Below are 14,497 nucleotides of genomic sequence, written 5' to 3'. Positions count from 1 at the left end.
CCGGAAGAAATTGCTGATGAACTGGAGGAATCTGTTGAGACTATACAGGAGCTTATTGCTTCATTGAAGAAGGACTTCCTTCTCTTTTTATTCCTGCGAGCAACAAGCCAAGGTCAAGCCTGCCTGACTTTGGTTGCTACTGCGAGGTATTTGCTTATATCCGGTATAAATGAACTTCCCCTGTGATGCCGCTTCCCCCAGCCGGTGGAACTGCCAGCATTTTCCGGTATCCTTCCAGTAGTGGATAGCATTGCCGTTCTAACGTGGTAGCTACTTCGATCCGCAAAGTATTCTCCCCTTCTCTCCCGGACAATTCATAGATATAGTCAGGCACAATCTGAATCCCTGCGCTGACTCCGTTTAAAAATACCTCCACACCCTCTGCTGCATCAGTAATTATAAGTTTTAAGGCACTGTTTTTTTCAAGGCTGAAATGTGTTTCGTATCTTACAAACCCGGAGAATTCCGGCTGTTCCTCAGCAAGCTTGTCTGGCAAAACAAGTCCTTTGGCGGGTCCGAATGCAGGATAGGATGCCCCCTCGCATGTGGAACGTTTCCAATCTGCAAGAGTAATTTCATTTCCCAAAGAAGCCGTTGGAGCATATAAATTTTCGGTGTACTCTCCGCATACAATAAAAGAACTTTTTAGTGGTACTAGCTTTATATTGATTTTCAGGCCACCGTTCATCGCAGCTGCATCTGCAGTTTCTGCGCGGTTGGACCATGCATCATACAAATATGCATCTCCATAGATTCCTGGCAGATAAATCGCGCCTTCGTACACTTCTGTTCCCTCATTTACGATCATAAAAACCGGAGTGTCCCCCAAAATATGCAGAATGCGGATTCTGTCATTCGACGGCTCCAACAGTGGTGCAGGCAGTTCGCGGGCAGATACGGCATCTGCGAGACTGCCAAGAGGTACCTCAGGGCATTCCAGCAGAATTTCTGGCAGCCCGCCTTCTCTATCACAAAGAGCTGTTGGCTTTCTATCTGCAAAAATTACAGAAAGCCCGGCCTTTTTCAGTTCTGCCAGCCCCAGAGCTGCGGCTTCTGGAATCCGGCGGCATCCGGGAACAATCAGTATGTGATATTCCTGTCCGTTTACCAGAAAGGGGTTCCCTGTCCGGGCTTTGTAAAATTCCGGTTTTGCGAAAACGTCGGCGGGGATCACATGGCAGTCAATCTGGCGGTCATAAAGTACGCGCAGTGGTTTTTCAAACGGCATGGCGTCTTTGTCACACCATTCGGCTTCCCCGTGGTAAAGGATAGCTGCCGGTACCTGATGTTTCCCGGAGCTGGTGATCGTGGCTGCACGATTCATGTAATTCATCAGTTCCCCGAAATGGCGGTACTGTGGATTGTGTCCGTGTGCATAAAAATGCGGCGGGCAGTCCGGGTCCGGGAAGTCCTTCCCGCTAAACGCATGAGGTACGAAGTAGTTAATCCCCCGCACTAAAAAGTGGTCTGCCAGATATTTTTCCAGTTTTACGCCTTCCTGCCATCCGTAGTTCCCAAAGATTTCACACATCGAATTTCCTTTTTTCAGTGGTTCGATTGCAGCCGCACTCTGTGCCAGTTTGGCAAGGCCATAGTGGTAAAATTCTCCGTTTCGCGGCTGACGCATATGATTTACTTTCGGCTCATCTTCTCCCTGCGGCAGTACCTGCCCGCCAATATCGTCGATTCCTGCCATGTCCTGTCCCTCAAGGCCTCTGAAATAATGCCCGAGGCTGGAGCCGGTCCTGCAGTGCTGGCCGTCGTCTTCAATGACATGCCCGATATAAGACACGTGGTGTTTTCGGCACCAGTCTCCGATCTGCCAGCTGAAACTTTCTCTGACAAGGCTGGTCAGTTCATCCATATACACATAATGCGCCAGTGATGTCTCCGAATCCGTTTCCTGACTCCAAAGTGCGGAAAGCTTCTGCTCCCATCCTGTTCCCAGCCGGGCCGCGATTCTTTCCTGAAGGGTTTTTCCCCAGGGCAGGTCCTGGCGGCACCCTAACAGGTTTTCTTTATTGTATAAAAAACCGTTTCCCAATTCCGGCTCATCGGAGAAAAATCCAGCAATTGTATTTCCGAAATCTGCGGCATAATGCTCGTAGTGGGCTTCATATACCGTATCAATTAATAATTTGCAGCTGTCCTTTTCCGTGACATTTATGTAGTCACGATGATACCCGCTGTTATGACTTGCTGTGATAACACTTAACCGGCACCTGCCCGGTGCCTTTTCAAAAGTGACAGTTTCTTTTCGGGCCTGCCCGGTGAGGTCAAGAATTGTGCCGTCTTCCATTCGTGCAGTGACACTCAGAATGATATCGGTATCATGGCTGAATACCCTTGCCGGTGGCTGGTTAAAATACATCGCCTCCATTGCAGAGACATTTTCTCTTTCCGGTGCATCCATTAATCCCTGTTCCCGCAGTTGGATGCACTGTATTCCGGCGCTGCCCGTTAGTTCCAGTGTATTGCAGAATAGATTCTGTTTGCACAATCCATCCACGGCCTGAAGTACAGCGCCGTTGGCAAACCCGGTGGGGAAATGGCTGTCATCCAGTATCCACACTTTCATATTCCGTTTGCGCGCCTCATCCAGAATGATATCCATGTCCTGCCACCATTTCGGGCCGCAGAAATCAGGGTGGGGCCTGCTCTCTATGCAGACTGCCCCGCAGTTTGCCCCGTGTATGGCCGCCATCATTCCGCGTATTGTGCTTTCTGATTCCCCGTGCTGCCAGAAAAAGGGCAGGATATGGTTATCCCAGTTTCCATTTAATATTTTTTCGATAGTCTGATTCATAGATCCTTATACCTTTCTTTGAAGAATACATGATTATAAATGCATCTTTAAAAATTCCGCACTGACTTGCAGGGATTTTACAGGTGATTTATCAACCCAGTTTTTGTGGCTTTCTAAAATCACGGCATCTACATTTACTTTTTTTGCCTGTTCTATTAATTCCTCCAGATTCAGATTGCCATATCCCAGTTCCATGCTGTCGGATTTTAAGATCGGGGTCATGGATGGGCCATGTGCCCTCGTACCCCGGTCATTTATATGGTACAGTTTCATCCTGTTTCCCAGCATTTCCATGAGCGTAATTGGGGAAACCCCGGCCTCCGCCGGCCAGTAGGAATCGAATTCAAAATTCACATATTCCGGATTTGTTTCTTCCGTAATTAAGTCAAATGCCGTTTTTCCATTCTCCACTTTCCGGAATTCACAATTGTGGTTATGGTATAAAAGGGAAATATGATCCTTTTTTAGCCGTTCTCCCGCCTGATTCAGATCTTCTGCCAGATGAAGAACAGCTTCTTTATCGGAATAGTCAAACCGGTACATACCTGTAATGACAATCTTGTCTGTACCGAAATTTTTTGCCTCCTCAATCACAGTTTCTGGTTCTCTTTTTATCGTTCCTAAATCTTCATGTATGCTGACAACAGACAGCCCGGCTTGCTTTACTAATTTGGCCCAGTCGAGGCCGCCGCCTTTTCCTACGGGCATCCCTGCCATCTGGGTCATCATCCGCACGAGAAAAGAAGTCGGACGGATCATAAACCCGTTTAATTCGATTCCGTCATATCCGGCTCTCCTGACCGCATCTAATGTCTCCACTGCCTGCTTTTCATTTTTTGTTACCGTTCCCAGCATAATCTGCTGAACTGCTTTTAATGCCATTTTGTATAGTCCATCTCCCTTCGTATATATGAATTTTATAATAGAGCGTGTTTTTCTGTGTTATTTTTCTCGGGATTATGTTCAATAATTAAAGGAGTTACCGGAATATCGTCCTTTTTTACCTGTTTTTTCATGAGCATATGGTACCGCCAGAGACATATACCAAATGCAATTCCTGCCGACACCCCGTCTGCCACGGTATGTGCTGCTGCGATCCCCGTAAAGCCTAATATCCGGTTCATGAAATATAGGGATGGAATCAACAAAACCCCCTGTCTTAGAAGAGAGACCCCTGTGGCGGCCATTGCATTTCCGGCTGCCTGCAAAAAGCTGGTGCTGAGGTAATAAAAACCGACAACCGGGCTTGCTATGACCAAAAACAGGAGCATGCTTTCTCCCATTGCTATTGCATCTGTGTTCTTTAGAAACAGTCCAATCAGTTCATGTCTGGCAAGAAAGCTTGCAGCAGCTGCAAACAGGCCGAGTAAAAATGTAAGCAGTCCCACCTTTTGCAGGATTTCTTTTAACCGGGCCAGATTGTTTGATCCGTAGTTGTAAGCCATCAGTGGCTGTACACCCATGCAGATTCCCATCTGGATCATGCCGATGATCATGGTCGCTTTACCCGCTGCCGCCATAGCAGCAATGGCATTGGTTCCATAACCTGCAAGGAGCTGGTTGGCAAATGTGGAGGCAAATCCGGACAGCAGTCCGCTGATCCCATTCGGAAGGCCCACGGCCATAATATGAAAAATGACTTTGGGATTTTTGCGGGCGTAAATAGGTGAAATGGTTAAGACATCTGCCTTTTTTATAATATAATAAATATAAAATATGCTGCTGACCAAATTCCCGGTTACAGTCGCGACTGCCGCCCCGCTTACACCCATATGGAACCCAAGAATTAGTATGGGATCCAGAATAATATTCAGTACCGTTCCCGCCATGTTTCCAAGCAGTCCTTCTTTAATCGCACCGTCTGCCCGGAGGATACATGCCATAGCAGTCGAAAAGAGCATAAATGGCACACCAAATGTAAGGGTCTTCATATACGTTTCTGCATAGGGTATGATTTCTTCACCTGCCCCAAGAAAATGCAGCAAAGGCTTTGCACCTGCCGCAATTCCGGCCAGACAGATTATACCGAATATTAATGTTGCCAGACAACATACACTTGAACATATTTTTGCTTTTTCTATGTCTCCTTCCCCGGAAGCACCTGCAATGACAGAACAGCCGCCTACGCCAATCATCGTTGCCACGGCCATTACAAGTGAAAATACCGGCCCAACTACGGATACCGCTGCCACCTGGGCTGCATCTCCCAGCTGTCCGATAAAAAACATATCCGCCATGTTGTAAAATACCATAATGAGTATGGTGATACAGGAAGGCACAGCCAGGGAAAAGACTGCCTTCCATACTGGTTTATTATGAAACAGCTCCTGGCTTTTTAATACCTGCTCATTCATATCTTAAGAACCTCCATAATATACTTATGTTTTTAGACATCTGTTGATTTATTCAACATAATTGATTATAATCATGATAAAAGTTGAAAAACAGACTGATTACATATAAGGTGACAAATTATGACTACGGAACAAAAACTATCCTTTTTTCAGGAATTGATTAATTGCAGTTACCCTTTATATCACTGGGAATATGATTCGTCCATGAACCTCCTGAGTTCTAACTGGACAAAGGAGTTGTTTTCGGGGGACTTTTTTTCCTACATTGGTTTTCACAAATTAATCCAGAAGCACATCAGTGATGGGAATCAGTCACCGGTCATATTGGAGGCAGGCTATAACCTGATATGGATTGCCGGATTCGAGTTCAGGGATATGCAGCTTCACAGATGTTATTTTATCGGACCGGTTTTAAGTGGCAGGGATTCGCATATGAAAATCCGTAAAAGACTCGATTCATATGAACTCTCTGCAAAGCTGCGTTTTACTATTTTTAAAACATTTGAAGAGATCCCGTCCATCCCGAACAATATCGTAACACAGTATGCGGTCATGCTTCATTATTGCCTGAACCATGAGAAAGTTGTTTCTGGTGATGTGAGGTATCTTAATCCTTATGCATCAGATAAAGATACTGCAGTCCGCACGGACACTTCCACGCATACAGGAATCTGGGTGAATGAGCAGAAGCTTCTGAAAATGATTTCGGAAGGGGACCCCCATTATAAGGAGGCCCTTCAACAGTCCTCGTCGCTGAGTTATGGAGTCAAAGCAGAGTTTGGGGATCCCATACGCTCACATAAGAACAACAGTCTTGTTTTGCTTACTCTATGTTCCCGTGCATGCATAGAGGGGGGCCTTTCCCCCACAATTGCTTATGATTTAAATGACTACTATGCAAAAAGGATTGAGGAATGCAAGTCCTTAACCGACACTACAAATCTATGCTCGGAAATGCTGGAGGATTTTGTGGCACGGGTGCGTGAGGCGAAAGAACAGGAATCTGTCTCCGGTCTGATCCAGAATGCCTGTGAATATATCAAGAACCATCTGACAGAGCCTCTTTCCATAAAGGTTCTCGCCCACAACACAGGATACTCGGAATATTATTTCTCCCATAAATTTAAAAAGGAAATGGGATGCAGTGTGAATGACTATATATTGCAGAACCGGCTGGAACAGGCAAAACTGCTTCTGGCAGGAACGAATGACAGTATCCAGACGATCAGCGATAACCTTTCCTTCAGTAACCGCAGTTATTTCTACACTTGTTTTACAAGACATGTCGGCATTTCACCGAGTGAATACCGCAGGAAAAACGGGAAGCTTTGAGGGGCTTCCCGTTTTTCCTACTCACCTTTGATGGCTGCCTTTTTTTCAGTAATTCGTTTTTGAATATCTACCATATCCGCTTTCGTTAAATGGCAGAATTTCATAGCAATCAGGGTGAATATCCATCCAAGGATCGGCAGGCCGAACATGATGATTGTGGTCACCCAGAAAATCTGTGGTGTTGAAGCATCTCCGGGCTGGGCATTGTCGAGGTATACCCAATCAGGGCAACACAGCCTGTTGCAATGACAGCAGAGAATGAAGAAACAATTTTGTCAATGAAGCTGTAAATACCTGTGACAACCGCAGGAACGTAGCGTCCGCTCCGGTCCATTTCGTAATCGATAATATCTGACATAAATGAGGTACCCGCTGTTGTAACACACATATTCGCACCATTTTTTGCCAGAGTCAGAATTACATAGAGGATCATGAAAATACCCATGTCGGCGATTTTTTTCGGGTCAATCACAATGAAGAATCCCCACATGACCACACTGATCACGATACAAATCCGGGTCCAGCTTACGATGGTAATCTGGCTGCCGTGCTTTCCTGCATATCTGGCCCCTACGACGGCAAAAAGAAGGGAAGGAAGCATCCCGATTACACTGAGTATTGTTGCAAGCCCCATATTTCCGATAATAATTCCGTTCAGCATAGTTGTTATGATTGCCTGAGAAGTTGTCTGCTGGGCAATCTTGTCAGAAGCCGAAGATATGATGTAGCACTGTAGCGGACGGTTATTTTTCAGGATTTCAATCATGTCTTTGAGCTTAAGGCTCTCTTTTTTCTTCATGAGGCCGGTAAAGTTTTCCGGTTTATCATATTCAGAAACACCGATGCATACGAGAACGACACCGACTGCGGCAACTGCCAGGCAAAGCTTGCAGGCACTTGCTAAAAACCCGAGATTGTATGTACCGCCGAACTTCGGGAGAAGGACCACGTTTAACACAATACTCAGTACCATTGGAAGAAGGTAATTCAATGCCGTTGACCAGACACTGACCGTGGGGCGCTGTTTCGGGTCATTGCTGATTAAGGGGTTGATGGTGAGTGCAGTCATATTGGCAATTGTGTAGCCAATGATGTATACAATGTAGCACAGGGTAAACGCGACAATTCCAAGGCCTTTTCCGGCGCCCCAGTTGTACATGGTCATTAGGGCAAGCGCTTCAATAACAAAACCAATTATTATTAGAATCCTTATTTTGCCAAACCGTGTGTTGACTTTGTCATAGATAAATGCAAGGAGCGGGTCGGTTATTCCGTCAAGGATACGCGTCCATGTCAGGATAACGCCCACAACAGCGGTGCTGATCCCAAAGCCGATACTTGCCGTGTAGCTTGCCAGCCCGATGAGTGAGTACATGCTCATTCCGATAAATGCATTACATGCAACTAAAATAATCTGCCAGAGTTTTGCCCGGCGGTACTGTACACCGTCAATCTCACTCTGCGTAAGTTTTTCTTTCTTTGCCATGATAAATAAATCCTCCGTTTCCCTTGTTCGTGTCTGTAACTATGAATTTACTATAACCGAGATATGGAAAAGATGCAGTTTAGAAATTCGCAGAAATGTTTGGAAATTAGAGAAATGTTATTAAAATAAATAATCCGCATGTTTCGTGACCTTGCTGGTCGGAAACATGCGGATGAGTCACGCGAGATTATGGGGATACCACGTTTTTTTACAGCGGTAAATCCTTCTTTGAAAATCTGACTGCTCCAATTGCATAAGTGACAATTGCGACGGCAAGTAAAATCAAAAGCTTCCATACAAAGGCTGTATCCACGCTGCCGGTTCCGACGGTTGACAGGGCATCTACGTCATAGAGGCCGACCAGAGTCAGTTTATTAAATACGCTGAGTTCTTCGACACCCATGCCGGTATTGACCATGTTCTCAGAACCAAACAGGCCGATCATGGATGCAAGGAAGAACCAGACTGCAAGGCCACCGCCAAAGGCCATTGATTTCCTGCTCTGGGAGAAGATGCAGCTTCCCATATAACACAGTCCGCATACTGCTTCGACCAGAATATACATTCCGCCGAACAGGGCAAGAATTCCAGGTACATTTACTTCGTCGTAGAATAAGTATGTGGTTCCTATTCTTGTTGCACATACAATGGCGATTATCAAAAGCGGTACAATAATCATAAATACCATTTGTGTGATGGCTACTGCCGAGCGTTTGGTCGGTGTAGACAGGACATAGGCCATAGAGCCGCGGTCGACCTGACTTGAAATCAGGGAGTTAGCCAGAATGACGATAAGAATAAAAATTGGAAGCAGGCCCATAGCCGTGTAATACATCTGATTCATCATGGATGCCGGGTTCATTTCGCTCATTTTTTCAACCATATCCGAAGAAACACCCATCATGTCGAGTGTGACGGTAAGCATTTCTGAAATCGTCAGTTCTTCCTTATCAAACACGCCATTCGTTTGATTTAAGGCATATACATATTCAAATTGCTTCACATATTTTTCAAGGCTGATATCAGACTGTGACAGTCCGTCAATGGCTTCCTGAAAACCTTTCGTGCTGAGATCCATGTCAGCCTGCGCATTCAGCATCTCAAAAGCAGTCTCATATGCAGCTTCATTGTCACCGCTTATAAAATCATCGTAAGACAGCTCCTGCTGCGTCATTGTGTCATAGGTTGCCAGCGCTCCGAGGCAAGTATAAAAGTTTTCCTGATATTCTGTGACATCGACATCGGATTTTTCTGTTGCCATCATGCTCATGGCATAGTTCATGACATTCCCGAGAAGTATCATGATAAGCAGGATGGCGACGCATAATCCCCAGTTGGCTTTGATGGTCTGCCCCATTAAGGGCTTTGAAAAGAATCGAGCTGTTTTTTTATTTGTTTCCATTTTGAGTCAGTCCCTCCTTGTATGCTCTCATAAACTGCTGCTGCAGTGAGAGATGAATTTCCTGTAAATTTACAATCTGGTAGTTTTTGAGCATATTGAATAAAGTGTCCAATTGTTCAACAGAGCATTGAACGGTGCAGGTATTTGCATCTGTGCCAGCGGCTGAAAACGGAGCCGTTTCTATAAACTGCTGTTTCTGCGGTATTTGCTCAAATTCTATGATAAAATCTTTCATGGCCGGATGGCGTAAATCATATAATGAGGTGGTCGCAATGAGATGTCCGTCCTTTATCATTGCGACTCTGTCACATACGGATTCAATCTCCTCAAAAATATGGCTGGACATAAAAATGGTATGCCCTTTTTGCTTCTCCTCACGAATCAGCTCCAGAAACGCCTCCCGCATCAAAGGGTCAAGCCCTGTGGTCGGCTCATCCAGCACGAGAATCTGCTTTTCACCCATCAGTGCGGCAACAATGGCTGTCTTCTGTTTCATGCCCTTACTCATCCTTTTCAGGTTGGCAGTGGGGTCCAGCTGCAGCAGTTCGATGATATGATTCATGTATTTAAAGTCTGTAACTCCGAGATATTTCGCCTGAGATTTTAGAAATTCGGTACCTGTTTTCAGCGCCGGAAAAGCAATTTCTCCGGGAACATAACTGACATTTTTCATAATATCCGCAGAACTTTTCCATGAATCAAGGCCGCCAATAGTTGAACTGCCGGAATCAGGCCTTATAAATCCCATCATATTACGGATTGTCGTGGTCTTCCCGGAACCATTTGTTCCGACAAAGCCGAATACTTCTCCTTTGTGAACTTCAAGATTTATATCAAAAACACCGCGGCCTTTGCCATAGTCTTTAGTCAGTCCGTTTGTTTTTATAATGACATCGCTCATCATTTCACCCCCTCGAATACTTTATCTTCATGATAAAACTGCATAAAATAATCTTCCAGCGAAAAGGGGAACTCTGTAAAATCACTGACATGATATTGGGAAATATCGGCAAGGAACGGTGTGATTTCACTTTTTTTCAGCTGGATTCTGGCGCGCAGCTTTCTTTCGTTTATGGAGGTAAAATGATAATGATGTCCGGTGAAGTCCTGCCACTGCTTTTTATCCTGAAAAGTAACCCGGTAGATCTTGTCGCTTTCTCTTTTCAATACTTCAGGGTCAAATTCAGAAACAATTTTTCCATCCCTGATGATTGCAATTCTGTCGCAGGAAGCGTCTACTTCATGGAAAATGTGTGAGGACAAAAATATAGTTTTCCCTCTCTTCTTTTCTTCCAGAATATACTCAATGAAGATTTCCTGCATAATAGGGTCAAGCCCGGACGTTGGTTCATCTAAGATTAATATTTCGGGGTCGTGTAAAAATGCAGTAACAACCGCAAGTTTTCGCTTGGTTCCCAGACTCATCTGCTTTAATCCGATATTAGGGTTGAGTTCAAACTTTTTCAGTAATGTATTCAAATAAGATGCATCTGTAACACCTCTCATTTTCTTTTGCATTTCTAAAAACTGTGTACCGGTCATTCCGTCCGGCAGTGCAATTTCTCCGGGCAGATACCCGACTTCGTGCTGAAGCTCTGCGGAATAATCCCAGCAGTCGTTTCCGTTGATAGTTGTTTTCCCGCTCTGTGGTTTCGAAAACCCCATTAAATGTCTAATGGTTGTGCTTTTTCCCGCCCCGTTCGGTCCGAGAAATCCGAAGCACTCTCCTTCATCTACATGAGCAGATACATCGAACACACCTCTGCCGTGTCCGTAGTCTTTTGTCAATTTGTTGACTTCTATAACTGACATTCGTATCTCTCCTTTACTTGTTTTATGCAACAATACGTTGTATGATGTGATTATAAATAAATCAGTCTGCTTTATCAAGCAACAATGTTGAACACACTGTTGCTTGATGATGGAAGATAAATTATGTAGAATTTTTAGCAGAGAGGAGTGTGTGCCATGAAAAAACAGCCGGAAGTAACCGCGGCCACAAGGAAAAAGTTAATGGATGCTTTCTGGACAATCTATAAAGAAAAACCGATCGAAAAAATATCAGTATCCGAGATTACAAACATGACCGGAAATAACAGAGGAACATTTTATCACTATTTTAAAGATGTCTATGCGGTTTTAGAGCAGATTGAAGATGATCTGATAAAAGAAGTGGGCAGGGATGTAAACAATTTTTTAAGTGGCCATTCTTTTGAAACGAATTCGCGGAACCTCGATTTGCTATATTCAATCAGTATGCCGATTTTTAAGAAGCATGAGGAGAAAATTTTCACCCTGCTTGGCCACAACGGGGATCCCCAATTCAAAAATAAGTTCCGGGAAAGCTTCCGGGCTATGCTGATCCAGTTCTGGAATCTGCCGGAACAGACCCAGTATCTGGAGTACCTGATGGAATACACTTATTCAGCGATGACGGGATTAATGGCCAAGTGGTATGAAAACGGAAATGACCTGACAGATGATGAATTCTTCAAGATGGCACAGGGGCTGGTTGCAAATGGAGTTCTGGGGTTCTCAATCGGACAAGCTGGCCTGCCGGGCCGAGGACTGCCATTGCCATAAACTTACGCAGTACATCGCTGTCTTGAGCGGCATGGACATTCCAAACCATCTGGAAGTTTTCGACCCCCGGGTATAGTTTGTAGAGTGTCTCCTCGGGGAGAATAAAGAGTGACGCCAACACACCGGTGGCATCCCGGCTTCCTTCCTTCACAATTCCCATAGCATTCAAATCCATATCCTGTCCGCCGTAAGTTTTCAGATGGAGCACATCGCCTATTTGGGGCGTATAGTCATAGCCGGACAGGATACGGTCGCTGCTGTCCGAAATTAGAATACCATTGCCCTCTACTAATGCGTCGTAGTCCGCAGTTCCTGCGGCAATCCGATTTTCCGGAATCTGCTGGCCGAATTGTTCCCTCGTCATGCCGGTTATGATGAAGGGGTCCGCCTTCCCTGGCAAATCAATCTCCACTGTGACAGCGTCATAGGAGGTAATTGCATCAACATCCGGCAACGCCAAAATCTGCTCACGCAGGTCGTTATAGAGTGGATTGTCCAACGCCTGCTCCGGAATCTTCTCCATGTCTACGGCATCCTGCCAGGAAATCATATAATTGCTCCCATCCCCCATGAACTTCGTCGTCATACTATCAAAGTTGATGGAATGATAGAGCGTCGCCAATGACCTTTAAGCGGCCATATTCTTTCACCATACTCTTGACCGAAATATAGAAAATGTTGTAAATCACGATGCCACAGGCCAATAGGATCACGAAAGCAGCAGGCAGGGCATACCCGCCTGCATTGTTGCGGAAACCCTCCATGTTAAAATAATTGGAGCTGAAGAAAATCTCTTGCTCCGGGACTTCCTGCGCCGCGAGACACGTGAGGATAGCCTCCTTCAGATGGTCTGCATCCATCTGCTCTCCTCCCCGATAGCACATACGAAACTCAAATTCAGGTGCCCCATCGAAATACGCTGTTACAAAGGCTTTTGAAACGATAACCTCAAACATACGGGAGAGATTCCCTGTTTGAAGAATGCCCGTTACCGTATAGGCCTGTTCCCCGCACCCAAGGTCGAGTTTGAGCTGTTGCCCGGTTTCATGCGGCAGATGGAAATAATCTAAAAATGCACTTTCCACCAGAATCTCATGCTCGCCTTGTGGCATTTGCCCCTCAACTGCGGGCTTATTCCCCAAAACCATCCAGTTGGTGTCGGCATAGAGTACACTAAGAACGCTGTCCTGATAACGGAAGATTGGGAAAGTACCTGACAGGCCCCAGCGCTCTACTTCCGGCTGTGCGGCCAGATTGTCGATCCGCTCCTGAGTAGACTTCTGTATCATGACTTGATACTGCCCGCGGATGTCCCGCTCTACTTTCGCTTTCTGTGTAGCAGCAAAAAAACTTAGCCCCGCCATCAAGGCAACCGCAAGGGCGATGGTGCAGCAAATGAGCAAATTGCGGAGCTTTTCAGCCGCTAAACTTTTTTTTGCCAGTTTTTTTACAATGCGGCTTGTATCATTGTCAAAAGGTAATGTCATGATGTCACCTCCTTTATGGACATCATATCACGAGAAGAGGCATCTTCGCTTGACCTGCTCTGCCCTTTATGAATTTGTTCAGCTTATTTACCGTTTAAGCCAAAAGTTTTACATAGATCTCTTTTTCCGTGTCAAGCACAAAGCCGCAAGACAGTAGCAGACCGCAGGATGCCTTATTTTCTGGCTCCGGCTGCACCACAATTCTTTTAGCGTCAGGGTGGAAGGCAATCCTGTCTGTTAAGTCCGTCACAATCATTTTGCCAAAGCCATTGCGGAGGCAGTCGAATTCCCCAATCATATAGTCAATACTGTAAGACCCACCCAACGCTGTGTAGCCTCCCCAGAGCTCATCGCTGTCTTTGCAGGCGTAATACTGGCAAAAACCGATAGGCTGACCTTCATGCTCCACAATAAAGTGGTGAATCCAGCAAAACTCGCCGTCCTGCTCCTCAACTTCATGGATCCAATCCAGTGGATCGTGGTACCACCTGGCAACGTGTGGCGTATACAGCCATTTCTTGAAAACGGGCAAATCCGTCTGTTCCATTTTTCTAAGTTGTATCATATCTTCCTTCACAACCTTTCTCATCTTGTCTTACTCTGTTGTACGCCTTCATTACAAAGTTTCGGTAGCTTCCTGATTTTTTATAAAATCATATGCAAAAGATACTGCTTCACACGTAAGGTTTTCGCACATATGCGGTGGGTCGTTATCTGTAAAACCATTAGGGCGCAAATGGTAACAGCTTAACGAACCAAACCGTTGCGTAAACGCTTCTGCAAAATTGTAGCAAACAGACACAATCGTTTCCTCATTTTTTCCAAGCTGACTATAATAAATCCCTATAAACATTAAGCCACCCTCAACCAACCCACATTGTGCCCTGAATCCTCCTGCACCATGTAAACCAATGGTTGATAGGAGTGTTTGTGCATTATATTCAATATTAAAGAGTTTTCCCAAGCAAATTAAGATAGTTCTTGCGCAATTTATATCGTTATTCCAATATAGCTCATGTACTTTCTCTTTTATATTCATTTTACACG

14 protein-coding genes are annotated in these 14,497 nt (G+C 45.2%); 2 read left to right on the top strand and 12 right to left on the bottom strand.

From position 1 onward, the window contains the following. Positions 1 to 154 precede the first annotated feature (154 nt). Genes A8806_RS13235 through A8806_RS13225 form a run of 3 tightly spaced genes read right to left on the bottom strand, consistent with a single transcriptional unit; the run spans position 155 to position 5,160 of the window. Positions 155 to 2,806, bottom strand: a complete 2,652-nt coding sequence (locus A8806_RS13235; RefSeq protein ID WP_109731688.1) for a hypothetical protein — start codon at positions 2,804 to 2,806, stop codon at positions 155 to 157. Between the two features lie 33 nt (positions 2,807 to 2,839). Beyond that, entirely contained in the window at positions 2,840 to 3,688 is an 849-nt protein-coding gene (locus A8806_RS13230; protein WP_109731687.1) for a sugar phosphate isomerase/epimerase family protein, read from the bottom strand. A gap of 35 nt (positions 3,689 to 3,723) precedes the next feature. Continuing rightward, entirely contained in the window at positions 3,724 to 5,160 is a 1,437-nt protein-coding gene (locus tag A8806_RS13225) for an MATE family efflux transporter (RefSeq protein ID WP_109731686.1), read from the bottom strand. A gap of 120 nt (positions 5,161 to 5,280) precedes the next feature. On the opposite strand from A8806_RS13225, the gene A8806_RS13220 reads away from it, so the two are divergent. Beyond that, positions 5,281 to 6,492 (top strand): helix-turn-helix transcriptional regulator, encoded by a 1,212-nt coding sequence (locus tag A8806_RS13220; protein WP_109731685.1) that lies wholly within the window; start codon positions 5,281 to 5,283, stop codon positions 6,490 to 6,492. Between the two features lie 17 nt (positions 6,493 to 6,509). Here the strand turns inward: A8806_RS13220 and A8806_RS26885 are convergent, their stop codons facing one another. From A8806_RS26885 to A8806_RS13200, 5 genes are all read right to left on the bottom strand, one after another. Continuing rightward, complete coding sequence (locus tag A8806_RS26885; RefSeq protein WP_330405353.1) at positions 6,510 to 6,656, bottom strand: hypothetical protein; 147 nt, start codon at positions 6,654 to 6,656, stop codon at positions 6,510 to 6,512. Beyond that, entirely contained in the window at positions 6,653 to 7,978 is a 1,326-nt protein-coding gene (locus A8806_RS13215) for an MFS transporter (protein ID WP_330405352.1), read from the bottom strand. The genes A8806_RS26885 and A8806_RS13215 overlap by 4 nt, the downstream gene beginning before the upstream one ends. A gap of 208 nt (positions 7,979 to 8,186) precedes the next feature. Continuing rightward, positions 8,187 to 9,380 carry an ABC transporter permease subunit gene (locus A8806_RS13210; protein ID WP_109731684.1) on the bottom strand — a complete coding sequence of 398 codons (1,194 nt, stop codon included), beginning with the start codon at positions 9,378 to 9,380 and terminating at the stop codon, positions 8,187 to 8,189. Continuing rightward, complete coding sequence (locus A8806_RS13205; RefSeq protein WP_242996078.1) at positions 9,367 to 10,284, bottom strand: ABC transporter ATP-binding protein; 918 nt, start codon at positions 10,282 to 10,284, stop codon at positions 9,367 to 9,369. Before A8806_RS13205 ends, A8806_RS13210 begins: the two co-directional genes overlap by 14 nt. After that, on the bottom strand, positions 10,281 to 11,192 hold the full coding sequence (locus A8806_RS13200) for an ABC transporter ATP-binding protein (protein ID WP_109731682.1): 912 nt from the start codon (positions 11,190 to 11,192) through the stop codon (positions 10,281 to 10,283). Before A8806_RS13200 ends, A8806_RS13205 begins: the two co-directional genes overlap by 4 nt. Before the next feature lie 156 nt (positions 11,193 to 11,348). On the opposite strand from A8806_RS13200, the gene A8806_RS13195 reads away from it, so the two are divergent. Next, complete coding sequence (locus tag A8806_RS13195; RefSeq protein WP_109731681.1) at positions 11,349 to 11,963, top strand: TetR/AcrR family transcriptional regulator; 615 nt, start codon at positions 11,349 to 11,351, stop codon at positions 11,961 to 11,963. On the opposite strand, the gene A8806_RS13190 is transcribed toward A8806_RS13195, so the two are convergent. The 4 genes from A8806_RS13190 to A8806_RS13175 form a co-directional block, all read right to left on the bottom strand. Further along, complete coding sequence (locus A8806_RS13190; RefSeq protein WP_109731680.1) at positions 11,872 to 12,513, bottom strand: hypothetical protein; 642 nt, start codon at positions 12,511 to 12,513, stop codon at positions 11,872 to 11,874. The two genes, A8806_RS13195 and A8806_RS13190, sit on opposite strands and share 92 nt — an antisense overlap. 40 nt (positions 12,514 to 12,553) lie before the next feature. Then, positions 12,554 to 13,450 (bottom strand): ABC transporter permease, encoded by an 897-nt coding sequence (locus A8806_RS13185; protein WP_109731679.1) that lies wholly within the window; start codon positions 13,448 to 13,450, stop codon positions 12,554 to 12,556. A gap of 94 nt (positions 13,451 to 13,544) precedes the next feature. After that, a complete protein-coding gene (locus tag A8806_RS13180) occupies positions 13,545 to 14,039 on the bottom strand; it encodes a GNAT family N-acetyltransferase (protein WP_242996077.1) in 495 nt (164 codons plus the stop codon). A gap of 27 nt (positions 14,040 to 14,066) precedes the next feature. Beyond that, positions 14,067 to 14,489, bottom strand: coding sequence for a C-GCAxxG-C-C family protein (locus tag A8806_RS13175; RefSeq protein ID WP_109731920.1), 423 nt, complete (start codon positions 14,487 to 14,489; stop codon positions 14,067 to 14,069). Positions 14,490 to 14,497 lie beyond the last annotated feature (8 nt).

It is taken from the genome of Faecalicatena orotica, assembly GCF_003149245.1.
GTDB lineage: Bacteria > Bacillota > Clostridia > Lachnospirales > Lachnospiraceae > Faecalicatena_A > Faecalicatena_A orotica.
Note: the sequence above shows the minus strand (reverse complement) of the source record. Positions and strands in the feature narration are given on the sequence as shown.

Bases quoted from the DNA above. Each gene is read 5' to 3' on its own strand.
- A8806_RS13190 (WP_109731680.1), bottom strand. From the start codon at position 12,513: ATGATTTCCTGGCAGGATGCCGTAGACATGGAGAAGATTCCGGAGCAG.
- A8806_RS13195 (WP_109731681.1), top strand. From the start codon at position 11,349: ATGAAAAAACAGCCGGAAGTAACCGCGGCCACAAGGAAAAAGTTAATG.
- A8806_RS13200 (WP_109731682.1), bottom strand. From the start codon at position 11,192: ATGTCAGTTATAGAAGTCAACAAATTGACAAAAGACTACGGACACGGC.
- A8806_RS13235 (WP_109731688.1), bottom strand. From the start codon at position 2,806: ATGAATCAGACTATCGAAAAAATATTAAATGGAAACTGGGATAACCAT.
- A8806_RS13175 (WP_109731920.1), bottom strand. From the start codon at position 14,489: ATGAATATAAAAGAGAAAGTACATGAGCTATATTGGAATAACGATATA.
- A8806_RS13225 (WP_109731686.1), bottom strand. From the start codon at position 5,160: ATGAATGAGCAGGTATTAAAAAGCCAGGAGCTGTTTCATAATAAACCA.
- A8806_RS13185 (WP_109731679.1), bottom strand. From the start codon at position 13,450: ATGACATTACCTTTTGACAATGATACAAGCCGCATTGTAAAAAAACTG.
- A8806_RS13230 (WP_109731687.1), bottom strand. From the start codon at position 3,688: ATGGCATTAAAAGCAGTTCAGCAGATTATGCTGGGAACGGTAACAAAA.
- A8806_RS13210 (WP_109731684.1), bottom strand. From the start codon at position 9,380: ATGGAAACAAATAAAAAAACAGCTCGATTCTTTTCAAAGCCCTTAATG.
- A8806_RS13180 (WP_242996077.1), bottom strand. From the start codon at position 14,039: ATGAGAAAGGTTGTGAAGGAAGATATGATACAACTTAGAAAAATGGAA.
- A8806_RS13215 (WP_330405352.1), bottom strand. From the start codon at position 7,978: ATGGCAAAGAAAGAAAAACTTACGCAGAGTGAGATTGACGGTGTACAG.
- A8806_RS13220 (WP_109731685.1), top strand. From the start codon at position 5,281: ATGACTACGGAACAAAAACTATCCTTTTTTCAGGAATTGATTAATTGC.
- A8806_RS13205 (WP_242996078.1), bottom strand. From the start codon at position 10,284: ATGATGAGCGATGTCATTATAAAAACAAACGGACTGACTAAAGACTAT.